Origin of the sequence: Rhodococcus sp. 15-649-2-2, assembly GCF_002258645.1 — a bacterium.
Taxonomy (GTDB): Bacteria; Actinomycetota; Actinomycetes; order Mycobacteriales; family Mycobacteriaceae; genus Rhodococcoides.
This window is the reverse complement of the sequence record NZ_NPFM01000022.1, coordinates 111,552-134,319: the sequence shown is the minus strand read 5'-3', so window position 1 is coordinate 134,319 and position 22,768 is coordinate 111,552. Positions and strand designations below refer to the sequence as shown.

Below are 22,768 nucleotides of genomic sequence, written 5' to 3'. Positions count from 1 at the left end.
CATAACGTCGCTCAACTTATGTTGAGAGGGTTCCCAACAAAACACAGGACGACGCTCGTTTTGTTGGAGCTGATGACGACCGATCGGTGTTCCTCAGGACAAATGGGGTCGTTCGAGGGTCTAATCGACTGTCATGACTGCCGTGCAGCCCCACCCCCTCCTGCAACCCGTGCGCGATCCCAGCGGCGGCGACGCAGCAGCGGCGTGGGCGGAAATAGTGCGCGAGCAACCGCGCTTTCCGAAGGTCTCGATCTCGGCGAACGTTCGCATCCCGATGAGCGACGGCACGGCGCTGCGTGCGTACGTCATCCGCCCCGCGGACGCCGCGGGTCAGGCGGTGGAGGGCAGTTTTCCCACCGTCCTGAACCTCACGCCCTACAACAAACTGCTGATCAAGGGAATCGACACGATCCTCGAGACGCCTGTTCTCGGCCGTTCCATCAGAGCCTTCTCGGCCGCATTCGATCTCACCGGAACGAGATTCGACGGCATCACCGAAATCACCCGAGTGGTTGCAGGCGGGGCGGCCGATCTGCTCTCGGTCAACCGCCACCTGGTGCGCAGCGGGTACGTGCAGATGATCGTCGACGTCCGCGGCACCGGTAGTTCCTCGGGCACCTGGGACGTGCTGGGCACCAGGGAACAACTCGACTCGCTCGAGGTGATCGAGTGGGCCCGACGCCAGTATTGGTGCAACGGCAGGGTGGGAATGGCCGGGATCTCGTACTCCGCGATCAATGCCCTGCAGGCCGCGGCCAAGCAACCCGCCGGGCTCGACGCGATCTTCGCCGTCGAGGGCTCGGTGGACATCGTGCGTGAAATCTTCGCCACCGGAGGGTCCACCTCGGCGTTCATCCCGCTGTGGCTCGCCGCCGTCAACGGGTTGAAATGGGCACCGGCCATCGGCGGAGTCGATACGTTCACCTGGCTCCGCGATCGCGCTCGATCCCCCGCCACCAATCTGTTCGATCTGGCCAAAGGCTTTGTCACAGGCCGGGATCCGCGAATCTACGACAACGAGTACTACGACACCATCGATGCCGTCATCGAGGACATCTCGGTACCGACCTTCCTGTACGGCTGCTGGCACGACATCTTCGGTGGATCCGCTCCCGACATCTACAACAGGCTCCCACTCGAACGTGGATCGAAGCAATTGCTCGTCGGCGACGGGTACCACGGCAACCCCGGCATCGGGTTCGGCGAGCCCGGATTTCCACCACGGCTCGATGTGCTCGAGCGAGCCTGGTTCGACAAGTGGCTGCGCGACGTCGACAACGGGATCGAAAACTACGGTCCCGTCACGCTGCGTCAACAGGGCGGCAATTGGACTGCGCACGGGCGCTTTCCGGCTCCGCAGGCGCAGCCCCGGAGGCTGTACCTGTCGGCTGCGCCCTCGGGCACCGCAGCCCATGCCGTCGCCGACGGCAGCCTCACCGCCGCACCGGCCACAGCCCGCGACGTCGTGACGGTGCGGCCCTCGTTGCGGGCCGTCGTCTCGCGTGACACCACGCAGGTGCTCGCCGGCGTGACGGCCGTGTTGGGTGGTGGATTCACCTACGACAACCGATTCGCCGAAGGTGCCGCCGTCACCTTCACCACCGGTCCGGCCGAGTCGGACGCCGTCGTGTCCGGTCCGATGAACCTGCATCTACGCGTGGTCTGCCACGCTCGGGAAGAGTTGTGGGCCATCATGATCTGCGACGTCGCTCCGGACGGGACTTCGACGGTGCTCAGCAACGGCGCACTTCTCGCCTCGCGCCGGGCCGTGGACGACGAGCGTTCGCTGTTCGCCCCGAACGGCGACTACACCCGGCCGTACCACCCGCTCACCGAGGCGGCGCTACTTCCGGTGCCCGTCGGCGAACCCATAGTTCTCGACATCGACATCCTCACCACCGAGGCCGTCATCGCGACGCGGCACCGACTGCGAGTCGACGTATTCGCCACCGACACACCACGGTTCATCCCGATCTTGCCGGACCTACTGCGTACGCGGCTGCGCAAACAGGACATCAGCATCGACCCGGAGAGTCCGAGCTACCTGGTGGTGCCGATACTCGGCGAGCCGGGCTGGTAGGAACGACATCATGAGAATCGAACAAGGCATCGCGCCGGCGAACTCCGTCGAGATCGCGTACGAGGACATGGGTTCCGTCGAGGATCCCGCGGTCCTGCTCATCATGGGCCTGTCCGCCCAATTGACGTTGTGGCCCATGGATTTCTGTACCCGCCTCGTCGATGCAGGATACCGAGTGATCCGGATCGACAACCGCGACATCGGACTGTCCACGAAGATGACCGGGCAGAAGGTGCGGGGATCCCAGATCCTTCGGATGATCCGACACGAGCTCGGGATGTCCTCGGACGTCCCGTACACGATCGTCGACATGGCCTCCGACGCCGTCGGAGTACTCGATCACCTCGGCATCGACACCGTGCACGTCGTCGGTGCGTCGATGGGCGGGATGATCACTCAGGTCTTCGCCGGTAGCTACCCCGAACGAACCGAATCGGTTGGCATTCTCTTCTCGAGCACCAACGAGCCGTTCCTGCCTCCGCCGGACCCACGCGCTCTGCTACCCCTGCTCGGTGGCGTCGGGAAGGACGCCACGAAAGAACAGATCATCGCGCATTCGGCGAAGACGCTGTCCACCATCGGCTCTCCCGGATTCCGCACTCCACTCGAGGAGCAATTGGAGATCGCGCAGGTGATGTACGAGCGCAACTACAACCCGTCGGGCGTCGTACGTCAGATGGCTGCGATCACCGGCACCGGAAGTTTGCGGCCCTACGCGAAGAAGATCACCGCACCGACCACCGTCATCCACGGCACCGCCGACAGACTGGTCCGACCGTCCTGCGGCAAGGCCATCGCCCGCGCCGTCCCAGGTGCCGAACTGACGCTGATCGACGGCATGGCCCACGATCTACCGGCAGCGTTGCTCGACCGCATCAGCGGCATCATCCTGGCCAACTTCGCTCGCGCGAACGCGGCCTAGATCTTCGGCGAGACATACGACCAAGGCCGGCCTCCCACAGGGAGACCGGCCTTGGTTCGGAGCTGTCGAATTACGCGTTCGCGTCGTCCTCGAGGAGGTTGCGCGTACGGTTCGGATCGACCTGGACGCCGGGTCCGGTGGTGGTCGAAACGGTGACCTTCTTGACGTAACGACCCTTGGCCGACGACGGCTTCGCACGCAGGATCTCGTCCAGCGCTGCGCCGTAGTTCTCCACCAGCTTGGTCTCGTCGAACGAGGCCTTGCCGATGACGAAGTGCAGGTTGGCCTGCTTGTCGACGCGGAAGTTGATCTTGCCGCCCTTGATGTCGTTGACAGCCTTGGTCACGTCGTTGGTGACCGTGCCCGTCTTCGGGTTCGGCATCAGGCCACGCGGTCCGAGGACACGGGCGATGCGGCCGACCTTGGCCATCTGATCAGGGGTGGCGATCGCAGCGTCGAAGTCCAGGAATCCGCCCTGGATGCGCTCGATCAGATCTTCTGCTCCGACGACGTCGGCTCCTGCTGCCTCGGCCTCTGCGGCCTTCTCACCAGCGGCGAAAACAATAACCCGAGCGGTCTTGCCGGTGCCGTGGGGAAGGTTGACGGTGCCGCGCACCATCTGATCCGCCTTGCGGGGATCGACGCCGAGTCGCACTGCAACCTCGACGGTGGGGTCGAACTTGCTCGACGCGGTCTCCTTGGCCAGCTTTGCGGCTTCGAGAGGCGAGTAGAGGTTGTCCTGGTCGATCTTTGCGGCCTGCTCGAGGTAGGCCTTGCTGCGCTTTGCCATGTCTTGCTGTCCTTCGTTCGAGTTCAGTGTGGTTGACGAGCCTGGCCGGCTCTCCCACGTGTATTGCTGGTACTGCTGAGGGCTGAAAATCAGCCTTCGACCGTGATGCCCATCGAGCGAGCAGTGCCGGCGATGATCTTCGCGGCCTGATCGATGTCGTTGGCGTTGAGGTCTTCCTGCTTGGTCTTGGCGATCTCGCGCACCTGATCCATGGTCACCTTGGCGACCTTGGTCTTGTGCGGCTCGCCGGAGCCCTTTGCCACGCCTGCAGCCTTGAGCAGCAGCTTGGCAGCGGGAGGAGTCTTGAGCTTGAAGTCGAACGTGCGGTCTTCGTAGACCGAGATCTCGACCGGCACGACGTTGCCGCGCTGCGACTCCGTCGCGGCGTTGTACGCCTTGCAGAACTCCATGATGTTGACGCCGTGCTGGCCCAATGCGGGGCCGACGGGCGGTGCCGGGTTGGCGGCACCGGCCTGGATCTGAAGCTTGATGATCCCGGCTAGCTTCTTCTTCTTCGGGGGCATTTCTTTTTCCTTGTATTCGCTCGGGTTTCTTGCGGTTGCTACTGCAAGTCTGTGCGCGCGGCTTCTAGATCTTGGAGACCTGGGTGAAGCCGAGCTCGACCGGGGTTTCACGGCCGAAGATCGATACCAACACCTTGAGCTTCTGCTGCTCTGCGTTGACCTCGCTGATGCTGGCGGGGAGGGTCGCGAACGGGCCGTCCATGACGGTGACCGACTCGCCGACCTCGAAGTCGACCTCGATGGTCGGCTTCGACGTGGTGTCGCCACTCTGGTCGCTTGCGCCCGCGGTCGCTTTCGCGTCCTTCTTGGCGCCTTCCTGCGGCATGAGGAACTTGACGACCTCGTTGATGGTCAACGGTGACGGACGCGACGTCGCGCCGACGAATCCGGTGACACCGGGGGTGTTGCGCACCGCGCCCCAGGACTCGTCGTTGAGTTCCATGCGGACCAGGATGTAGCCGGGCAGAACCTTACGGTTGACCTGCTTGCGCTGACCGTTCTTGATCTCGGTGACCTCTTCGGTGGGAACTTCCACCTGGAAGATGTAGTCGCCGACGTCGAGGTTCTGCACACGGGTCTCGAGGTTGGCCTTGACCTTGTTCTCGTATCCGGCGTACGAGTGGATGACGTACCAGTCGCCGGGAGCGCGGCGCAGAGCCGCCTTCATCTCGGCAACGGGATCCTCGGGTTCGGCAGTGACGTCGGCATCGGCCGCGTCGGCACCGTCGACGGCAACTTCCTCGCCGGTCGCTGCTGCGACGTCGGCCTTGATTGCTTCGTCGGTCTCGCGGTCCTGAGCGGCCTGCTCCGCTTCGAGGCCCTGCTTGGTCGCCTCGACATCGGCGTCGAATGCGGCCACTTCGGTGGCGTCGTTGTGCGGCGTGCTCACGTCAGCACCCTTTCTCTAGTTTCCTGCTCGGTTCGATCGTCGAAAAGTCAGCCGTGTCGGTCAGCCGAACAGCCAGCCGACGCCCTTGAGGAACAACACGTCGAGACCGCTGATGTACGCGACCATGAACGCCAGGAAGACGAGCACGACGGTGGTGTACGTGACCATCTGCTTCTTGTTCGGCCAGATGACCTTGCGCAGCTCGGCAACGACCTCGCGGAAGAACTGCAGCAGCCGAAGAAAAACGTTGGGACGCTTGTCCGCCTTGGTCTTGCCCGAACGTCCCTTGCCGGACTTGGCTTTCGCCGGCGTGGTGGGAGCCTTCGTCACCGACACCGCGGCACTGCTGCGTGACCTGCTCGACGATCGTTTACCGGTGGGCACTACTGCATCTGCAGCGGTTTCACCGGCGGACGTATCAGCATCGGAGAGACGGCCCTCGGAGCCAGGTACGACGTCGTCTGGGGTCGAAGAGTCCTCGAACTCCCCCGATCGACCGTCGCGCTTACCGCGCTCCTCGCTCACGTCGTTCCTCTCAGTTGCTGACACCTTGGGCAGGGGCGACAGGACTTGAACCTGCAACCTACGGTTTTGGAGACCGTTGCTCTACCAATTGAGCTACGCCCCTTCGGCCGAAACTTCTCGGCCGCTCTGGTGTCCATCCGACTCACGCGAAGACCCACGCACCCTCAGGAAGAGGACGCGGGCAGCGCAGAGCGCCGGATTACCCCAGAAATCTCAGTGTACTGCACACCCTTCGGAACAGATAAATCCCGTCGTCCCGGCCACGAACTGCCTCAGCCGGATCGACATGCTCAGGCCAAACGTACCGTTGCGGTCGCTCGCCCGAAAATCTTCTTGCCCGCGGACTTCGCGACGATGGCAACGGTCGCAGTTCGCGCGTCGGCGTCCATCGATTTGATCTTGCCGGTGAACTCGACCTTCGCTGCGGAATCTGCCGAGACGTATACCGGGGTGGAGAAGCGCACGTTGTACTCGATGACCGCACCCGGATCGCCGAGCCACGATGTGACGAAGCCTGCGCCGAGACCCATCGTGAGCATGCCGTGCGCGATCACGTTGTCCAGTCCGGCCATCTCGACTACTTCGTCGCTCCAGTGGATCGGGTTGGGATCGCCGGACACACCGGCATAGTTCACCAGGTCGCCGCGGGTCAGAGACACGATCCGCTCGGGCAGGTCGTCGCCGACCGAGACGTCGTCGAAGCTACGAAGCGCCATGCCTGATCACTTCCTTGACCGCGTGAGCGATGTTCTCGTCGATCTCGCCACCGGTACGAGCCACAATGGTCGTCCACGTGGTCTGCACGAGGTCGCCATTCTGGTCGGTGATGATGTTCTTGGTGGTCATGATGTCGCTGCCGCTCATCTGCCGGAACGATTCGAGATACACGTCGCAGAAGATCCGGTCACCGACCTGGAGCGGTCGATGGAATTCCAGCCGCTGATCGGTCTGCAGAATCTGGCTGGGGTCGTAACCGGTGATGACCTCTTGCAACATCCGGGTCTGCGACATGATGCCGAGCAGCGAAACGAAGGTCAAGGGCGCGAGGAGACCGTCGTAACCGAGGCCCTTCGCTGCGTCCTCGTCGTGGTGCGCGGGATGAGAATCTTGGACGGCACGCGCATACTCACGAATCTTCTCGCGGCCGACCTCGTAGAAGTCGTCGACGCGGAAATGAGAACCGACCATGGACGCCGCGTGTGCGGACGCATCCATGGTCGGGACGTCATGTGGAGCTTGTGACACGGTGGAGACCTTTTCTTCCCTGGACGCAAGAGCCGTTAGGGGAAGAAAATGCGACCTAACGCCGGGCGCCGATTAGAGATCGGAACTGCGAACCAGCGAGCCGTGCAATCTAGCGAGATTCGCGGTGAGCCCGGTGCGTTCCGCAGTTGGAGCAGAACTTCTTCAGCTCGATACGGTCGGGATCGTTCCGACGGTTCTTCTTGGTGATGTAGTTGCGGTGCTTGCAAACCTCGCAGGCCAAGGTGATCTTGGGCCGCACATCGGTGGAGGAGGCCACTGGACGCCTACTTTCGGGTAAATCTGATCTGGGTCAATCAGGACTGTTCATGGGTGCTACTGGTCGTGCTTGCCTACTGTGTAGCGGTGACCGGACTTGAACCGGCGACGCAACGATTATGAGTCGTTTGCTCTACCAACTGAGCTACACCGCCTCAGGTGCTCATCGTCTACCATCCCACGTGAGGAACGCGACGTCGAGCAATCCAATCCAGCGAGCCCCCTAACGGAATCGAACCGTTGACCTTTTCCTTACCATGGAAACGCTCTACCGACTGAGCTAAGGGGGCGGGATCAGTTCACGTTGCCGTGCGCTGAAGCCTTCAAGAGGTTACACATTCCGAGCGCCCAGTACCAAATTGCGTGGTCAGCGACCCATCCTTGTCCTCTTCACATGGAAACCCCAGCGAGAGAAACACTCGCCGGGGTTCCAGGTGTGGCAGATGTAGGATTCGAACCTACGTAGGCATAAGCCGACGGATTTACAGTCCGCTCCCATTGGCCGCTCGGGCAATCTGCCGTGCTGCGATCGAAGCTCGTACTGCTCTTCGGCGCGGTGAGAAGAATACAACGAACGTCCCCCCGGAACGCAAACCGGGTGGATACGGTCGGTAGCGGGCCGATAAAGTCCCTGCAGGATGTGAGCCGACCCCCTCGCCACATCAAATATTTCGATTCGACTGGAGAGTGTGAGAAGTGGCTGATTCGTCCTTCGACGTAGTGAGCAAAGTCGACCGCCAGGAAGTGGACAACGCTCTGGGACAGGCCGCGAAGGAGCTGGCGACCCGGTTCGACTTTCGCGGATCCGACACCAGCATCGAATGGTCCGGCAGCGGCGAGTCCGAGACCATCGTCATCACGTCCGAATCCGAGGAGAAGGTCAAAGCTGCCCTGGACGTGTTCAAGGAGAAACTGATTCGACGCGACGTCTCGCTCAAGGCCTTCGAGACCAACGATCCTGCCGCGTCGGGCAAGGTCTACAAGGTCACCGGCAAGCTCGTACAGGGCATCACCACCGAGAACGCCAAGAAGATCTCGAAGAAGATCCGCGACGACGGTCCCAAGGGCGTCAAAGCGCAGATCCAGGGCGACGAGCTGCGCGTGAGCAGCAAGAAGCGCGACGACCTGCAGGCCATCCAGCAGTTGCTCAAGAACGAGGATTTCGGAATCGCACTGCAGTTCGTCAACTACCGATAGAGCGGCTTCTCACCTGAGTCGTTCCGCAGGCTCCACTCCGGCCTTCGTAGCAGGGGTCGAAGTTTCGCTCACATGCGGCGCAGCCGCTCAATACGGCCGGTGGCCGGCCATCCGTTCGAGTCGCTCGATGCGGTCGGCCATCGGCGGGTGGGTGGCGAAGAGCGCACCCGCCTTGTCACCGATCCGGAACGGATTGGCGATCATCAGATGTGACTCCGCCGCCAGCCGCGGCTCGGGCGGCAGCGGGGCCAGCTGCACACCCTGCTCGAGCTTGCGGAGCGCCGACGCCAGCGCCAGAGGATCGCCGGTCAGCTCGGCGCCGGACTGGTCGGCCTGGTACTCACGCGAGCGAGAGACCGCCAGGCGAACCAGGCTGGCCGCAATGGGCCCCAGCATCGACACCAGCAGCAGCGCGAGCGGGTTCGCTCCCCCGTTGCCGCGTCCGCCGAAGACGTTGGCGAAGAAGGCCAGGTTCGCCAGACCCGAGATGACCGACGCCATCGCACCGGCAACCGACGAGATCAGGATGTCTCGGTTGTAGACGTGCGACAGCTCGTGGCCGAGCACCGCGCGTAGTTCCCGCTCGTCGAGGATCCGCAGAATGCCCTCGGTGCAGCACACGGCCGCGTTGCGCGGGTTTCGCCCGGTGGCGAAAGCGTTGGGATTGTTGGTCGGGCTCACGTACAACGCGGGCATCGGCTGATGAGCGGCCGTCGCCAACTCGCGCACGATCCGATACATCGCCGGCTGCTCGATCTCGGTCACCGGCACCGCATGCATCGACCGCAAGGCCATCTTCGCGCTGTTGAAATACGCATAGCCGTTGACGCCGACGGCCAAGACGATCGAGCCGACCAGAATGGTCGCGTTACCGAACAGCGATCCGATGAAGACGATGAGTGCAGACATTCCGACCAGCAGGCCGAAAGTCTTCGCGCCGTTCGCATAACCGTTCATGTCCGAAGTGCCTCCTCGTACCGGGTGTTACTACCCGTTTCAACGAAAAGACCCCGAGCTGCGGTTCCCGGGCCTTGCCCAGGTCGTCAGCCCACGCGTTCGACGGTGTAGTTCACCAACCGGCCGAGTGCATCGTTGGCCGGCCCCTGCGGCAGCTGCGCGAGCTCTGCGTGGGCCCGAGCTGCGTATTCACCGAGCGTCTTCTTGGCCGAGACCATTCCCGGCGAGCGCTGCAACAGCTCGAGGGCCTCGGTGACCAAGGCGTCCTCGGTGACCGGGCCGGCCAGGATCTCGCGCAGCCGGTCGCCGTCCGCACCCTCCTCGCGCAGCGCGAAGAGCACCGGGAGAGTGTGTACGCCCTCCCTCAGATCGGTGCCGGGGGTCTTGCCGGACTGCTCGGTGGCCGAGGAGATGTCGATGATGTCGTCGGAGATCTGGAAGGCGGTGCCGACGGCGTCACCGAGGCGCTCGAGGCGTCCCACGTGCTCGGCGTCGCCGCCACTGAACGTTCCGCCGAAGCGTCCGCACGACGCGATCAGCGATCCGGTCTTCTCCCACACGACCTTCAGGTAGTGCGCGACGGGATCCTCGGTGCCCTTGGCTCCGATCGTCTCGCGCATCTGCCCGGTGACGAGTTCGGCGAAGGTCTCGGCAATGATGCGGACGGCGTCGGGACCGAGTGTGGACACCAGCCGCGACGCATGCGCGAACAGGTAGTCGCCCGCGAGAATCGCCACACTGTTGCCCCAGCGTGAGTTCGCGCTCTCCGCACCGCGGCGCATCGACGCCTCGTCCATGACGTCGTCGTGATAGAGCGTCGCGAGATGAACCAGTTCGACGACCGTGGCGGCGGTGACGATCGCGGGGTCTGTCGGTGACGGTCCCAGCTGGCCGGTGAGCACCGTGAACAGGGGCCGGAATCGCTTTCCGCCGGCCTTGGCCAGGTGCAGCGCGGCCTCGGTCAGGAACTCTTCTCCATCGGAGAGTTCGCTGATCATCAGCTCTTCGACGCGTGCGAGGCCGTCGGCGACGGATCGCGCGAGCTCCGGGTCACCCAGGTCGACTCCGGCAACGACCGTTGCTACGGCAGCGTCGTCTGTACTCACGATGTTGGTCCCTGTCCTGTCGTCGACGTGCCGGCGGGAGCAGCTCAAGCGCCGCTGCTCGCCTTCTACCGTAGTGAACCTAGCGTGCACACCGGTGCGACGGTGTCACCGACCACAGGTGACGCTTCACTCACCCAGGTTGCCGGAAATGACTTCGAGGGTCGCGGCCATCGCTGCCGACGCCCTGTCCCCCAACGCGTCGGTCAGCGCCGCCATCAGTCCCTCCAGCAGGATCACGTGCGGAATCCGGCTGGTGACAGCGAGTTCGCGCTGGAAACTGAGATCTCGCATGCCCACCACCAGAGCGATGTCCGACGCGGCCGCGAGAGTCGAGCGAGCGAACGAGGTCACCGACACCACGGTTGCCCCTCGCTCCCCAGCAGCCTGTGCGGCCTTGGTCGAAGCGCTCGTCGCGCCCGATCCACTGATGATCAGGGCGACATCACGGTCGGTGAGAAGCCGAACGGCAACCTGCTGGGCGATGGAGTCGGTGGGAGCGTGCGAGCGCAGACCCAACGAGCGCATCCGGGCATCGGTATCGGCAGCCAGCGCAGCCGAGAGCCCGTTCCCGATGACCACGATGGACTCGGCACCGGCGAGGGTGGACACGGCGCGCGTGACGTCCTCGGCGGTGAGCAGAGCCGTCATCGCCGCGATGGACTCACCGACGTGGGCGAACGTCTCGGTGACGATCGCGAAGGGACCGTCTGCCGAACGCTCCTGGGTGGGCAGCGCGCGCGCCGCGTCACGCGCGAGCAGCACCCGCAACTGCTGATAGCCGCCGAAGCCGAGACTCTGACAGGTGCGCACCACCGAGGCCCGCGACGCGCCTGCTGCATCGGCGACCTGCTGCGAGGACATCTCGACGATATCGGCGGGACGTTCGAGAAAGACTTCGGCGACGGCCCGCTCGGCCGGCAGCAACGACGGAATGATCGATCTGATGTGCGGGACGACTCCACCCGGCGCGAGATCCATGCTCATATCTTGCTCGTACCTTTTCTCTGCCGGCCCGATATGGTCGCTCCGCGGGCTGCGCTCCTGCCCCAGCCTCCGTCGATAATGCGGCGACGCACCCGCCCGGAGATCTGATCGATGATCACGGTGATGACCACGACGACGATCAGCAGCATGCCCACAGCACCCCACTGCCGGTACTGCACATTGTCGACCAGCATGCTGCCGATACCGCCTGCACCGATCAAACCCAGGATGGCCGACGCACGAACATTGATCTCGAAGCGATAGAGCCAGAACGCGAACACCTCGGGGGCGACATCGGTCCACAGTCCCCACCGCACGATCTGCGCCGTCGAACCACCTGCGGCCCGAGCCGCTTCGATCGGCCCCTTCTCGGCACCTTCGATGGCCTCGTATCCCCATTTGCCGAGGGTGCCCACCGAGCCGATGGCAATGGCGAGGGCTCCGGTGAACGCGGTGAGCCCGGTGACCGAGAGGATGAGAATCGCGATGACCACCTCGGGCACCGCCCTGATGACGGCGAACACCACGCGCAGCGGCCATCGCAGCCAGAGCGGACCGATGTTCGCGGCCGCGAGGAAGCTCAGCGGAAACGACACGACTATGCCGAGCACCGTTCCGAACCACGCCATCTGCACCGACTCGATGGTGGCCGAGACGGCCTTGCCCAGCGCGGAGACGTCCGGCGGGACGAACATCAGCCCCGCGTAGCGCACCAGGTTCTGCGGTAGCTCCAGCAGCCTGTCCCAGCGAATCTCGATGCCGTACAACGACAGTGCGAACAGTGCGACGATGCCGACCCACACCGCGGTGCGCAGGGGGTTGCGTGGTTTGCGCGGCCGAGCCGGGGTGACGCGGGTGGTGCGGTCGATGACGCTCATCCGACCAACTTTCGACGGGCCCAGGACGAGATCAGTTCCAGCGCCAGGACGATGACGAGAATCTCGAGGATGATGAGGCTGAGCTGGTGGTACTTGTAGAAGGTACGGACGTTGTCGATGAGCATGCCGAGGCCACCTGCGCCGACGAGTCCGATGACCGCCGAGGCTCGGACGTTCAGCTCCAACGTGTAGAGACTCTGCGAGACGAACGCCGGAAAGATCTGCGGCGCAACAGCACTGCGATCGGCCGCAATCCAGGTGCCTCCGGCAGCGAGGGCCGCTTCCTGCGGACCGCGATCGACGGAGTCGAGTGCCTCGGAGACGAGCTTGACGATGATGCCGACGTTGAACACGATCAGCGCCAGAATTCCCGACAACGCTCCGGTCCCGACCACCGCGACCAACACCGCCGCGTACAACAGATCAGGTACGGCGCGAACGACATTCATGATTCCGCGCACGACCGTCAGCAACGGTCGATTCGGGTTGGTGACATGTGAGGCCGCAAAACTGAGCGGAAAGGAGATCGCGGCTCCGATCGCCGTCGCGATGACGGCCATCTGCAGCGTCTCGAGGATCGCGTCGACGGTTTCGGGGAAGAACCAGTAGTCGGGCTGCATCAGCTGCACGAGTTTGCCGGTCGCGTTGCCCCAGTTGTCGATGATGTCGCCGAGGTCGGCACCGACACCGATCCCGGCCCAGACCGTGATGACAGCGATAATGGCGAATGCCACAACGGTTTTCCAGGCCGACCGCGGCTTGACCGGGCGAGTTGCCAGCGGCGCACTCACAGTTCGGCCTTGGCTTCCAGCACGTCCTCGGCGGTCAGCGAGCGACCGTAGATACTCTCGAACACCGCTTCGTCGGCGTCCCGGCCATGGCCGTCGAACACGACCTTGCCGTCGCGCAGTCCGATCAACCTGTCGCCGTAGCGCCTGGCCAGATCGAGGAAGTGCAGGTTGACGACGACGGTGATGCCGAGCTCGGCGTTGATGCGCTGCAGATCCCGCATGACGACGTGCGAGGTCGGCGGATCGAGCGAGGCCACCGGTTCGTCCGCGAGGATCACCCGCGGCTGCTGCGCCAATGCTCGCGCGATGGCTACCCGTTGCTGCTGACCGCCGGAGAGCGACGACGCCTTCTGATAAGCCTTGCCGACGATCTCGACTCGTTCGAGCGCCTGCATTCCCAATTCGGTGTCTTCTGCGGACCACGCACCGAGCAGTGTTCGCCACATCGGCGAGCTGTGCAGCCGGCCCATCATCACGTTGTTCAACACGCTGGTGCGCTTGGCGAGGTTGAAGCCCTGGAAGATCATGCCGATGTCGCCGCGCAGATCTCGTAAACCTTTGTTGCTCAAGCTGTTCACAGCACGATCACCGACGGTCACGGTGCCGGAGGTGGCTGGAACGAGGCCGTTGATGGTGCGAATCAGCGTGGACTTTCCTGCGCCCGACAACCCGACGACAGCAACCATCTGGCCCGCTGGAATCTCCAGCGTCACGCCGTCGAGCGCGGTGTGGCCGCCCGCATAGGTGACCGAGACGTCGTCGAATGCGATGCTGTCGCCGCTCATCCGAATCAGTTCCCCAGGCCGATGGAGTCCGCCTCGGTCTGCGCCTGCTGGAGCGCAGCGGGATCGGCCTTGTCGAGTCCGGTGATCTGGTAGATCGCCGTCAGAGCCTCGACGCCCTCGGGGGTGGACGCGTAATCCTCCATCGCGTCCGAGATGCGCTGCTGTAGATCAGGGCTGAGCGAACTGCTGATCGAGACACCGTCGTTGGGGATCTCGTTGGTCAGCGCGAAGACCACCAGATTCTTCGCCACATCAGGGGTGTCCTTCACGACGGTTTCGCGGGCGTCCCAGAACGACACACCCACCTCGTCGTCGCCGTTGTTCACCGACAGCACCGCCGCCGGGTGCGAGGTGACCTGCGTCAGGTCGAGGTCGGTGGTGGAGTCGATGCCCACCGCCTTCAGCGCGGCGGAGGGGAAGACGAATCCGGCCGAGGACGCTGACTGCAGCATGACGGTCTTGGCATCCTTCATCTTGCTCAGCGAGTCGAGTCCTGCTGGGCCCGTGCCACCTTCGGTTCCGTTGCAGTACAGCAGGCCGTTGGCTCCCGTGACGGGTGCGTCGTCGCAGTACTTGTCGGGGTTGTTGGTGTAGAACTGCGCCGCGTACGTGGTCTTGCCCTTACGCACCGTCTGCAGAGCCGGCTCGGCACCGTACTTGTTGCAGGCCTGCACCATCTGCAGCGGTGGCAGCATGCCGATCTGCGCCTGGTTCGCACCGATGGCCTCCACCGCCGCCTGGTAGTCCTGAGTGATGACGCCGCGGACGGGGATGCCGAGGCGCTCGGTCAGTGCGTCCTGCAGTGGCTTGACGGTTTCGACGAGCTTGTCGGCATCCCCCGAGGGGACGAGTGCGAGCGTCAGCTCGGACGGGTCGGCAGCGTCTGCAGCGCTGGACCCGGTGCAGGGCGACGCAGCCGAGGACTCGGTGGTGGACTCGTCGCGGGCACCGCACCCGGCGAGCGAGGCAGTGAGCAGTCCGGTGGCAACCACCGCGAGCAAGGGCGTACGAATTCTCATGACTGTCCTTCATGGGTGAGTGCGAATGCTGCTGGATCGGTGGACCATTCGAGGAGTTCGTCGTACATGGCCTGAAACGTCGAGGCGCAGAACGTCGCCTCCGGCCGAGGATGACCGTGACGGTCGATGTAGGCGGTGACGGCGCCGCGACGATGCGGCGCGTCGAGATCGTTGCGCCAGATGTCGCCGACGCTGGCCAGTAGATGCGGTGGCCGCGTGTCCAGTAGCGACTCCACCAGCTCGGGCATTTTCTCGGGCTTACCTGCATCGGTGAACACACGGTCCATGCGCCCGGTCAGACCGAGACGCTCGAGGGTTTCCATCACGCCGCGCTGTGGGGCATTGGTAGCCAGCACGACCTCGGCGGACACACGGCCGAGGAATGCCGCGAGCCCGGCGGGAGCCCACACCTCGAGCTCGCCCGCCGCCAGGCGTTCGCGGGAGTGCGCGTACGCCGCGGCAAGGGTGGCAGCATCGACGCCCATCGACAGGTGCTGGACGGCGGAGTAGCCGTCGAGGTACTCCCCCGCACCGGTCTCGAGGAAAGCCGTCAACCCGGCGCGCAGTGTTTCGGCAGAGGCCGTGTCGAGGCCGTCGGCGACAGCGTCGGCGTACGCCCGCACGGGGTCGTCGCCGAGGCAGACGGTGCCGTCGAAGTCGAGTAGGAGGATCGGTCGGTGCACGTGAGAGACGCTAGACCCGTCGTGAACGATCCGTCCATAGATTCTGGATCTATGAAACAAGCGTTCACACGCCGTTAACCGGAGGCCCTCGACGCACCCGTTCGTGTAAATCCGGATACTGGAGTACGTGAGCACTCCCCAGCCGGCCCCACCCACCACGACCGACGTTCTGGTCGTGGGCGCGGGCCCTGCAGGATCGTCCGCGGCGGCGTGGGCAGCGCGATCCGGCCGCGACGTCGTCCTCGTCGACGCAGCCGTCTTTCCTCGCGACAAGACCTGCGGCGACGGCCTGACGCCTCGCGCCGTCGCCGAACTCGATCAGCTCGGCCTGGGCGAATGGGTGCGCGGCAAGGCACGCAATCGCGGTCTGCGGTTGAGCGGATTCGGCCAGGAACTGCAGCTCGAGTGGCCGAGCAAATCCCTGCCCACTGTCGGAAGTGCCGTTCCCCGAACCGAATTGGACGATCGAATTCGCGCGGTTGCCGTCGAATCCGGGGCGGTCATGGCCGAGGGGTCGAAGGCCGTTGCCGTCACCCGAGAGGGAAACTCCGTCCGGTCGGTGACGTTGCAGACCGCCACAGGCACCCACGAGATCTCCTGCCGCACACTGATCGTTGCCGACGGCGTCCGCTCCACCCTGGGCAAGCAACTCGGGCGGCAGTGGCATCGGGACACCGCCTTCGGCGTCGCGGCTCGCGCGTACATCACCTCGGGACGCAGCGACGACGAGTGGATCAGCTCGCACCTCGAATTACGTGATGCCGCAGGCACTCTGCAGCCCGGCTACGGCTGGGTCTTCCCGCTGAACGACGGGAACATCAACATCGGCGTCGGCACCCTGGCCACGGCCAAGAAACCGGCACCCGGCGCGTTGCGCCCGTTACTCGACCTCTACACCCAGCAGCGGCGTCCGGAATGGGCGTTGACAGGCGAACTGCGTGCGGTGGCGTCGGCGCTGCTCCCGATGGGCGGTGCCGTCTCCGGAGTCGCGGGCACCAACTGGGCCATCATCGGCGACGCCGCAGCGTGCGTGAACCCGCTCAACGGCGAGGGCATCGACTACGGACTCGAGGGCGGCCGCATGGTGATCGACCTGCTCGATCACCCCGACCTCACCGACGCCTGGCCGAGCCTGCTGCGCGAGCACTACGGACAGGCGTTCTCCATTGCGCGACGCCTCGCCGGTTTGTTGACCGTGCCGAGGTTCCTGCCCGCAGCGGGACCGGTGGGCATGCGGTCGCGCGCACTGATGAAAGTTGCCGTCCGCTGCATGGGCAACCTGATCACCGAGGCCGACAGCGACCTCGTCGCCCGCACCTGGCGGGCATCGGGAACCGGTTCACTCAAAATCGATTCGCGACCGCCCTTTTCGTGAACCGCTCTACGGTCGAGTCGCCTTGTGCAGCGCCACGATTCCACCGGTGAGGTTGCGCCACTGCACATCCGTCCACCCGGCATCGGCGATGCGCTGCGCCAACTGTTCCTGCGTGGGCCAGGCACGGATGGACTCGGCCAGGTAGACGTAGGCATCGGGGTTACTGCTCACTGCACGAGCGACTTTCGGAAGCGCCTTCATCAGGTACTCCATGTACACGGTGCGGAACGGGCCGAACACCGGGGTGGAGAACTCCGACACCACAAGGCGTCCACCGGGTTTGGTGACCCGGGCGATCTCGCGCAGTCCGGCGTCGAAGTCCGAGACATTGCGGAGGCCGAACGAGATGGTGGCCGCATCGAAGCTGGCGTCGGCGTAGGGCAGCGCCATCGCGTCACCCGCTACCATCGGAACGCCGCGTTGCAATCCCGCCTGCAACATGCCCTTGGAGAAGTCGGTGGCCACGCACCACGCTCCACTGCGGCCGAGCTCGACGGTCGAGACCCCGGTACCTGCTGCAAGGTCGAGTACCCGCTCTCCGGGTTCGAGAGCCAACGCTCGACGCGTGAGCTTGCGCCAACTGCGGTCCTGACCGAACGACAGAACCGTGTTGGTGATGTCGTATCGACGGGCGACGCCGTCGAACATCGACGCCACCTCGTGGGGCTCTTTTGCCAGGGTTGCGCGTGATGTCTGGGCCACGAGGTCCAGACTACTCAAGCAATCTTCTGCACCCGCGGCGCTGTGATGCCTTGCACGTCGTAGTAATGAGAGATCAGCTCGTCGCAGATGGCCGGCCAGGTGCGGTGCAGAACCGATTTACGAGCGGCGTCGCCGAAGCGGGCGCGGGCGACGGGTTCGGCCAGTGCTCCGACGGCGCTGGGCAGTAGCTCGGTGAACCTCTCGACCGGCAGCAGATAGCCGTTGCGGCAATGCGAGATCAGATCGCGCGGGCCGCCGGCGTCGGGTCCGATGACGGGCACTCCGCTGGCAAGTGCTTCCTGCACTGCCTGGCAGAAGGTTTCGTGTTCGCCGGGATGCACGAAGACGTCGAAACTGGCGTACGCCTGCGCGAGTTCGACGCCACCGAGTTGACCGGTGAAGATCGCGGTGGGCATCAATTTCTGCAGCGCTGCAGTGTCGGGTCCGCCGCCGACGATCACCAGCTGGATCGACGGGTCTCCGGCGAGGACGGCGAGCCGCTCGACATGCTTCTCCGGGGCGAGCCTGCCGACGAAGCCGACGATCAGCTTCTCGCCTGCTCCCCACTGGCTCCTGAGCGTCTGCGACTTGGCAGAGGGTGCGAAGCGGACGGCGTCCACTCCCCTGGCCCAACGATGGACGCGCGGGATGCCGTGCAGCTCCAGAGCGTCGACGGCGGAGGTGGACGGTGCCAGGGTGCGGGCCGCCCCGCGGTGCAGTCTCCTGGTCCAGCGCCACGCCGCCTTGGACGTCAGGCCCAGGCCGTAACTCGCGGCGAAACCGGCGACATCGGTCTGATAGACGGCAACTGCGGGCACGTCCAATCGGTTGGCGGCGGCCAGGCCACCGGCCCCGAGCAGGAACGGCGAGGCCAGATGCACGACGTCGGGGGCGAACTCGCGCAATGCCGACACCATGCCGAGTCCGGGGACCCCGACGGGCAACGAGCTCACCTTCGGAACCATCACGGACGGCACCCGATGCACCGGAACGTTGTCGTGCCACGTCGCAGCCTTCGGGCCGGACGGATTGTCCGGGGCGATGACGATGGCATCGTGCCCGGTCTTGTCGAGGTGTTCGAGGACACGGATCACCGAGTGGGTGACGCCGTTCATGTTGGGTAAGAACGATTCCGCAACGATGGCTACTCGCACGATCCTCAGTGTGGGCGGCCTCGCCGTCGACCAGGTATGGACAACGTTACGTGTGGGCCAACGTCACACGAATTGCGTGAGCACCCACGACGGATCGGGGTTGGTGCGGTGCTCGGACGCGGCGAACACCGTCGGGACCGTCTCGTTGCCGTCGTTGACCGACCGAACCCGCGCTGCCGCAGCAGGATCCTGGCGGATGCTCGTCCACACTGCTTTCTTCCCGCGTAGCAGCAGCGCCACCCGCAGTCGCAGGCAGAAGATGCAGCCCGGGCGCCAGTAGATCAACGGCACCGACTTCTCTGCCGCGAGCTCTCGCGAGGCGTCGTCGGACAGAGAACGCGGATACAGCACCGGAGTCGTCAGAACGAGTAGGAACACCACGGCAAGCACCATCACGACGATCGACGACGAGATGTTGCCGAAATTCACCAACGCGAACCCGGCCACCGCGGCGAGAGCGGCGATGCCCCACTGCTTGGCGTTACGCATACTTTGCCTCCTTGCGACGGAGCCAGAACAACACAGGCCCGGCTATCAACCATGTGACGACGATGACCGATCCGGCCGGAACGATGGCGACGGTGGCGTCACGGCCTGCGACCCGCACCAGCAATTCGACGTCGTCGGGATCGGCCTTGTAGTACTCGACCTCGATGCGTTGGCCCGCGACGAGGTTGGTGGGATACAGGACGCCGAGCGCCGGGTTGTGCGTCACGCCGTCCGGAGTGATGAAGCTGACGGCGGACCGCAGCTTGCCTGCCGACAGTACTTCGGCGGTGGCGGTGCCCTTGTCGGAATCGATGGTGACGTCGTTTCGCCAGGCTCCGACCACCAGCAACACCGCCAGCACCGAAATCGAAGTGGCGACCACGAGCACGACGAGCCGGGTCCTGCGCAGGGTTCGGCTGCCTCGGGCTGTGTCGGTCACTTCGACAGATTACTTCGCAGCCGATCGGGCTCGGCTCGGGTAGCGTCTGCTCTCATGTCTCGCAGCTTCGAATTCACCGTCGAATCGCCCAATCCTCCCGCTGAAGTGCACGCCGCACTCACCAGCGAGGACCAGTGGGCAGCCCGCTTCGCCAAGGCGAAGAAGACGGACGGGTACGAGATGACCAAGCACCCCGACGGCGGTCTGACGGTCGACATCACCGAAGAGGTCGGCACCTCCGAACTCCCCGGATTCGTCACGAAGGTCATCAAGGGCAAGCTGATCGTCTCCCGCACCGATCATTGGGGTCCGCTCGAGGGCGACCACGCCGAGGGAACGCTGATCGGCGGCACCACCGGTCTACCGGCGAAGGTGAACGGCACGCTGTCTCTTCGACCCGACGGAACCGGTGCGAAGTTGGTCGTCAAGGGCGAATCGACGGTGAAGATTCCACTCGTCGGCGGCAAGATCGAGGACCTGATCAACAAGATGATCAAGGACATGATCGATCAGGAAACCGGCGAAACTCTCGAATGGGTTGCGGCGCAACAGAGCTAGCCGATGCCGATGCCTTGCGGGCGTAGAAGATCATCTCTCGACCCGGCCGGTCGGGAGCATCGCGGACCTCGCGGATCGTGAACCCGTGCTCGACGAGGGCGCTCTCCACCTCGTCGCGCTCGCGGAACCGCAGCGTCGAATCCGACGTCAGAACTTCACCGTCACTGACGAAGACGTACGTCCACCGAAAACTCACCACAGGCCCGTTCACCTCGGTGGTCTCGAGCCAGCTCTCCACCCGGCCCACACCCGGAATCTCGCGCACTGCGAAGGAGTCTCGTCTGTTCCACTCGGTCCAGGCCGTGCGAACAGGTATGCGAGTCTCGAACACCAGACATCCGTCCGGACGCAGTGCATCGTGGATTCGCGCCAGCGTGAGCGACCAGTCGTCGTCGTCGACGATGGCCTGCGCGACGTTGCCCGTCATCGTCACCAGATCGACCTGGAGTGCCGGTAGGTCCCCGGCGTACCCCTGAACCCACCGAATCTGTTCGGCACCCGGTTTGCGTCGGGCCACCTCCAGTGATCCGGCCGCCGGATCGAGTGCGGTCACCGCTATCCCACGAGAGGCCAGGAGCAGCGCCAAAGCCCCTGTTCCGCAACCGATATCGAGCACATCGCGAGCATCGACATCCTGGGCCGCAGACACGTACACGTCCAGATCGGAGCGATCGCCTTCGAGCGCATCGTAGATGGCCGTCAGCCGGGGATGCTCGAACATCCGATCGGGCACGCTCTCTCGCCCCTACTACAACCGGGCGCGAATTGCCGCGTGCAGGTCCCGCAATCCCGATCGCTCCGTGGTCACTTCCAACACCCTGACTCCCGCGGCGTGCGCGGTGAGTTCGGTTTCCAGCTCGGACAAATCGACCAAGCGATGCTCCACACGGTAGGCCGCGCACAACGCTCCGAGATCCATTCCGTGTGGCGTACCGAATACTCGCTCGAACACGCCCGCATACTGCGGATCCCCCTGCTCGAGCAGCTCGAAGATACCGCCGCCGTCGTCGTTGGCGACGACGATCGTCAGATCGTCGGGACGCGGCTCGCCGGTTCCGATGAGCATGCCCGCTGCGTCGTGCAGAAACGTCAGGTCCCCGAGAAGCGCTATGGTGCGCCGCTTTCCGGCCATCGCGGCACCGATGGCCGTCGAGACGGTGCCGTCGATGCCTGCAACGCCACGATTGGAGAGGACCTTCACGCCCGGGATCGGGGTCGAGACGAGTGCTGCGTCGCGCACGGGGTTGGAAGCTCCGAGCACCAGCTGATCGCCGGGCTGCAGCGCAGACATCACGACGTCGGCCACGTGCAGCCCCGTCGGCTTGGGATGCTCTCGAAGTTGTTCGTGCACAGCCAGTTCGGCCCTGTCGGACAGGGTGGCGCAACGGGCGATCCAGGCGGGGTCGGGCGCACCGGTGGTGACCGCTCGGGTGCCGGTGGCCAACACGTTGCCCGAGACGTCGGGCCAACGCGGTCCGGTGGTGAGCGCGATGACGTCGACGGCGGGGTCGGCAAGCAGCGCCGAGACCTGGCGGTGCAGTGTCGGACGACCGGTGATGACGGCCTGACGCGGTTTCAACTGCGCCAGAGCCAAGGGGTGCAACGCAATTCCGTGCAGCGGCGCGGTCGGCTCGGCGACGGTCGGCAAGCCGGCAAGCTCAGGACGAACGGCGCCGCCGTGCCCGGATACGACCACGGTGTCGATTGTCAGGTCCAGCTCGACCGGCACGTCCAGCGTCGCCTGGGTGGTCGACGTCCACGGCATCCCGTCGGGACGCCCTTCGGGCCGCGCCCCCGGATCGCCGAGGGCGGGAACCAGAGGTTCACGCAGTGGAATATCGAAGTGCACGGGCCCGGCGTTGCCCGAGCGAGCGCCGCGCGCCGCAGCGATGACTCGCGAGACCGCGCTGCGCCACTGACTGTTCTGTTTCGGCCCCTCCTCGGCGAGCCCGAGGCTGATGGTCGCGCGAACCTGGGATCCGAACAGGCCGAGCTGCTCGATGGTCTGGTTGGCTCCGGTACCGAGCATCTCGTAGGGCCGGTTGGCACTGATGACGATCAACGGGATGCGGGCGTAGTTCGCTTCGAGTACGGCGGGTCCGAGGTTCGCCACCGCCGTTCCCGACGTCATCACCACAGGGACGGGCTGGCCGCTGCCCAGGCTCAATCCGATGGCCAGAAATCCGGCGGTGCGCTCGTCGATCCGCATGTGCAACCGCAGACGTCCGGCCACGTCGGCTTCCTGCAACGCGAACGCCAGCGGGGCGTTCCGCGAGCCGGGGCAGAGCACGACGTCTTCGATCCCGCTGCGCGCCAGTTCGTCGACGACAGCAGTGGCCTGAGCAGTGGACGGGTTCACGGTTTCCAGAGTGTCAGATGCTCCGGTCGGCCGCCGCAACC

At 64.7% G+C, this 22,768-nt stretch carries 26 protein-coding genes and 4 tRNA genes; 5 read left to right on the top strand and 25 right to left on the bottom strand.

Annotated elements, in window-relative coordinates; all coding sequences use genetic code 11:
* Positions 1–133: 133 nt before the first annotated feature.
* Together CH305_RS14620 and CH305_RS14615 are read left to right on the top strand one after the other, a co-directional pair.
* Positions 134–2,080, top strand: a complete 1,947-nt coding sequence (locus tag CH305_RS14620; protein WP_094704055.1) for a CocE/NonD family hydrolase — start codon at positions 134–136, stop codon at positions 2,078–2,080.
* 10 nt (positions 2,081–2,090) lie between these two features.
* Positions 2,091–3,002 carry an alpha/beta fold hydrolase gene (locus tag CH305_RS14615; protein WP_032380448.1) on the top strand — a complete coding sequence of 304 codons (912 nt, stop codon included), beginning with the start codon at positions 2,091–2,093 and terminating at the stop codon, positions 3,000–3,002.
* Between the two features lie 70 nt (positions 3,003–3,072).
* Here the strand turns inward: CH305_RS14615 and rplA are convergent, their stop codons facing one another.
* The 11 genes from rplA to CH305_RS14560 form a co-directional block, all read right to left on the bottom strand.
* Positions 3,073–3,792, bottom strand: a complete 720-nt coding sequence (gene rplA, locus CH305_RS14610) for a 50S ribosomal protein L1 (RefSeq protein WP_027498276.1) — start codon at positions 3,790–3,792, stop codon at positions 3,073–3,075.
* An 89-nt stretch (positions 3,793–3,881) separates the two neighbouring features.
* A complete protein-coding gene (gene rplK / locus CH305_RS14605; RefSeq protein ID WP_008713829.1) occupies positions 3,882–4,316 on the bottom strand; it encodes a 50S ribosomal protein L11 in 435 nt (144 codons plus the stop codon).
* Between the two features lie 64 nt (positions 4,317–4,380).
* Positions 4,381–5,205 (bottom strand): transcription termination/antitermination protein NusG, encoded by an 825-nt coding sequence (gene nusG, locus CH305_RS14600; protein ID WP_032401923.1) that lies wholly within the window; start codon positions 5,203–5,205, stop codon positions 4,381–4,383.
* A gap of 60 nt (positions 5,206–5,265) precedes the next feature.
* Positions 5,266–5,730 carry a preprotein translocase subunit SecE gene (secE, locus tag CH305_RS14595; protein ID WP_037153882.1) on the bottom strand — a complete coding sequence of 155 codons (465 nt, stop codon included), beginning with the start codon at positions 5,728–5,730 and terminating at the stop codon, positions 5,266–5,268.
* 30 nt (positions 5,731–5,760) lie between these two features.
* A tRNA-Trp gene (locus CH305_RS14590) sits at positions 5,761–5,833 on the bottom strand.
* Between the two features lie 187 nt (positions 5,834–6,020).
* A complete protein-coding gene (gene hadB / locus CH305_RS14585) occupies positions 6,021–6,446 on the bottom strand; it encodes a (3R)-hydroxyacyl-ACP dehydratase subunit HadB (protein ID WP_032380446.1) in 426 nt (141 codons plus the stop codon).
* Complete coding sequence (gene hadA / locus CH305_RS14580; protein WP_052058666.1) at positions 6,433–6,945, bottom strand: (3R)-hydroxyacyl-ACP dehydratase subunit HadA; 513 nt, start codon at positions 6,943–6,945, stop codon at positions 6,433–6,435. The genes hadB and hadA overlap by 14 nt, the downstream gene beginning before the upstream one ends.
* 139 nt (positions 6,946–7,084) lie before the next feature.
* Entirely contained in the window at positions 7,085–7,252 is a 168-nt protein-coding gene (gene rpmG / locus CH305_RS14575; protein ID WP_027498281.1) for a 50S ribosomal protein L33, read from the bottom strand.
* A gap of 81 nt (positions 7,253–7,333) precedes the next feature.
* Positions 7,334–7,406 (bottom strand) — tRNA-Met (locus CH305_RS14570).
* Between the two features lie 62 nt (positions 7,407–7,468).
* A tRNA-Thr gene (locus tag CH305_RS14565) sits at positions 7,469–7,541 on the bottom strand.
* Between the two features lie 147 nt (positions 7,542–7,688).
* Positions 7,689–7,771: transfer RNA gene (locus CH305_RS14560), tRNA-Tyr, on the bottom strand.
* 176 nt (positions 7,772–7,947) lie between these two features.
* Between CH305_RS14560 and CH305_RS14555 the strand changes: the two genes are divergently transcribed.
* Positions 7,948–8,448 (top strand): YajQ family cyclic di-GMP-binding protein, encoded by a 501-nt coding sequence (locus tag CH305_RS14555; RefSeq protein ID WP_032401922.1) that lies wholly within the window; start codon positions 7,948–7,950, stop codon positions 8,446–8,448.
* Between the two features lie 87 nt (positions 8,449–8,535).
* Here CH305_RS14555 and htpX read toward each other — a convergent pair whose 3' ends face one another.
* From htpX to CH305_RS14515, 8 genes are all read right to left on the bottom strand, one after another.
* On the bottom strand, positions 8,536–9,405 hold the full coding sequence (htpX, locus tag CH305_RS14550; RefSeq protein WP_032401921.1) for a zinc metalloprotease HtpX: 870 nt from the start codon (positions 9,403–9,405) through the stop codon (positions 8,536–8,538).
* A gap of 86 nt (positions 9,406–9,491) precedes the next feature.
* A complete protein-coding gene (locus tag CH305_RS14545) occupies positions 9,492–10,511 on the bottom strand; it encodes a polyprenyl synthetase family protein (RefSeq protein WP_032380443.1) in 1,020 nt (339 codons plus the stop codon).
* Positions 10,512–10,637: 126 nt separating this feature from the next.
* Positions 10,638–11,495, bottom strand: coding sequence for a MurR/RpiR family transcriptional regulator (locus tag CH305_RS14540; RefSeq protein ID WP_094704054.1), 858 nt, complete (start codon positions 11,493–11,495; stop codon positions 10,638–10,640).
* A complete protein-coding gene (gene phnE / locus CH305_RS14535; protein ID WP_094704053.1) occupies positions 11,492–12,373 on the bottom strand; it encodes a phosphonate ABC transporter, permease protein PhnE in 882 nt (293 codons plus the stop codon). Before phnE (CH305_RS14535) ends, CH305_RS14540 begins: the two co-directional genes overlap by 4 nt.
* Positions 12,370–13,107, bottom strand: a complete 738-nt coding sequence (gene phnE / locus CH305_RS14530; protein WP_218828592.1) for a phosphonate ABC transporter, permease protein PhnE — start codon at positions 13,105–13,107, stop codon at positions 12,370–12,372. Before phnE (CH305_RS14530) ends, phnE (CH305_RS14535) begins: the two co-directional genes overlap by 4 nt.
* A gap of 53 nt (positions 13,108–13,160) precedes the next feature.
* Complete coding sequence (phnC, locus tag CH305_RS14525; protein WP_052058668.1) at positions 13,161–13,949, bottom strand: phosphonate ABC transporter ATP-binding protein; 789 nt, start codon at positions 13,947–13,949, stop codon at positions 13,161–13,163.
* A gap of 5 nt (positions 13,950–13,954) precedes the next feature.
* Positions 13,955–14,968 (bottom strand): phosphate/phosphite/phosphonate ABC transporter substrate-binding protein, encoded by a 1,014-nt coding sequence (gene phnD, locus CH305_RS14520; RefSeq protein ID WP_094704052.1) that lies wholly within the window; start codon positions 14,966–14,968, stop codon positions 13,955–13,957.
* Positions 14,965–15,651 carry an HAD family hydrolase gene (locus CH305_RS14515; protein ID WP_052077431.1) on the bottom strand — a complete coding sequence of 229 codons (687 nt, stop codon included), beginning with the start codon at positions 15,649–15,651 and terminating at the stop codon, positions 14,965–14,967. The genes phnD and CH305_RS14515 overlap by 4 nt, the downstream gene beginning before the upstream one ends.
* 127 nt (positions 15,652–15,778) lie before the next feature.
* Here CH305_RS14515 and CH305_RS14510 point away from each other — a divergent pair, with 127 nt between their 5' ends.
* A complete protein-coding gene (locus tag CH305_RS14510; protein ID WP_094704051.1) occupies positions 15,779–17,026 on the top strand; it encodes a geranylgeranyl reductase family protein in 1,248 nt (415 codons plus the stop codon).
* Between the two features lie 6 nt (positions 17,027–17,032).
* Here the strand turns inward: CH305_RS14510 and CH305_RS14505 are convergent, their stop codons facing one another.
* The 4 genes from CH305_RS14505 to CH305_RS14490 form a co-directional block, all read right to left on the bottom strand.
* Positions 17,033–17,728, bottom strand: a complete 696-nt coding sequence (locus CH305_RS14505) for a demethylmenaquinone methyltransferase (protein ID WP_052058671.1) — start codon at positions 17,726–17,728, stop codon at positions 17,033–17,035.
* 14 nt (positions 17,729–17,742) lie between these two features.
* Positions 17,743–18,882: a glycosyltransferase family 1 protein gene (locus tag CH305_RS14500; protein ID WP_179278290.1), complete on the bottom strand. Its 1,140-nt coding sequence runs from the start codon at positions 18,880–18,882 to the stop codon at positions 17,743–17,745.
* A gap of 63 nt (positions 18,883–18,945) precedes the next feature.
* Complete coding sequence (locus CH305_RS14495; protein ID WP_094704050.1) at positions 18,946–19,371, bottom strand: glutaredoxin domain-containing protein; 426 nt, start codon at positions 19,369–19,371, stop codon at positions 18,946–18,948.
* A complete protein-coding gene (locus tag CH305_RS14490; RefSeq protein ID WP_052058672.1) occupies positions 19,364–19,810 on the bottom strand; it encodes a DUF3592 domain-containing protein in 447 nt (148 codons plus the stop codon). Before CH305_RS14490 ends, CH305_RS14495 begins: the two co-directional genes overlap by 8 nt.
* Before the next feature lie 54 nt (positions 19,811–19,864).
* Here CH305_RS14490 and CH305_RS14485 point away from each other — a divergent pair, with 54 nt between their 5' ends.
* On the top strand, positions 19,865–20,368 hold the full coding sequence (locus tag CH305_RS14485; protein WP_094704049.1) for a DUF2505 domain-containing protein: 504 nt from the start codon (positions 19,865–19,867) through the stop codon (positions 20,366–20,368).
* Here the strand turns inward: CH305_RS14485 and CH305_RS14480 are convergent.
* Positions 20,304–21,101, bottom strand: coding sequence for a bifunctional 2-polyprenyl-6-hydroxyphenol methylase/3-demethylubiquinol 3-O-methyltransferase UbiG (locus CH305_RS14480; RefSeq protein ID WP_094704048.1), 798 nt, complete (start codon positions 21,099–21,101; stop codon positions 20,304–20,306). The two genes, CH305_RS14485 and CH305_RS14480, sit on opposite strands and share 65 nt — an antisense overlap.
* A gap of 15 nt (positions 21,102–21,116) precedes the next feature.
* Entirely contained in the window at positions 21,117–22,727 is a 1,611-nt protein-coding gene (gene menD / locus CH305_RS14475) for a 2-succinyl-5-enolpyruvyl-6-hydroxy-3-cyclohexene-1-carboxylic-acid synthase (RefSeq protein ID WP_094704047.1), read from the bottom strand.
* Between the last annotated feature and the right edge of the window lie 41 nt (positions 22,728–22,768).

What these genes read in the sequence shown, in the direction of transcription:
- phnE (WP_094704053.1), bottom strand. Translation starts at nt 12,373, where the DNA reads ATGAGCGTCATCGACCGCACCACCCGCGTCACCCCGGCTCGGCCGCGC.
- htpX (WP_032401921.1), bottom strand. Translation starts at nt 9,405, where the DNA reads ATGAACGGTTATGCGAACGGCGCGAAGACTTTCGGCCTGCTGGTCGGA.
- rplK (WP_008713829.1), bottom strand. Translation starts at nt 4,316, where the DNA reads ATGCCCCCGAAGAAGAAGAAGCTAGCCGGGATCATCAAGCTTCAGATC.
- phnC (WP_052058668.1), bottom strand. Translation starts at nt 13,949, where the DNA reads ATGAGCGGCGACAGCATCGCATTCGACGACGTCTCGGTCACCTATGCG.
- CH305_RS14620 (WP_094704055.1), top strand. Translation starts at nt 134, where the DNA reads ATGACTGCCGTGCAGCCCCACCCCCTCCTGCAACCCGTGCGCGATCCC.
- hadB (WP_032380446.1), bottom strand. Translation starts at nt 6,446, where the DNA reads ATGGCGCTTCGTAGCTTCGACGACGTCTCGGTCGGCGACGACCTGCCC.
- phnD (WP_094704052.1), bottom strand. Translation starts at nt 14,968, where the DNA reads ATGAGAATTCGTACGCCCTTGCTCGCGGTGGTTGCCACCGGACTGCTC.
- CH305_RS14485 (WP_094704049.1), top strand. Translation starts at nt 19,865, where the DNA reads ATGTCTCGCAGCTTCGAATTCACCGTCGAATCGCCCAATCCTCCCGCT.
- CH305_RS14615 (WP_032380448.1), top strand. Translation starts at nt 2,091, where the DNA reads ATGAGAATCGAACAAGGCATCGCGCCGGCGAACTCCGTCGAGATCGCG.
- CH305_RS14540 (WP_094704054.1), bottom strand. Translation starts at nt 11,495, where the DNA reads ATGAGCATGGATCTCGCGCCGGGTGGAGTCGTCCCGCACATCAGATCG.
- CH305_RS14495 (WP_094704050.1), bottom strand. Translation starts at nt 19,371, where the DNA reads ATGCGTAACGCCAAGCAGTGGGGCATCGCCGCTCTCGCCGCGGTGGCC.
- rplA (WP_027498276.1), bottom strand. Translation starts at nt 3,792, where the DNA reads ATGGCAAAGCGCAGCAAGGCCTACCTCGAGCAGGCCGCAAAGATCGAC.
- hadA (WP_052058666.1), bottom strand. Translation starts at nt 6,945, where the DNA reads ATGGATGCGTCCGCACACGCGGCGTCCATGGTCGGTTCTCATTTCCGC.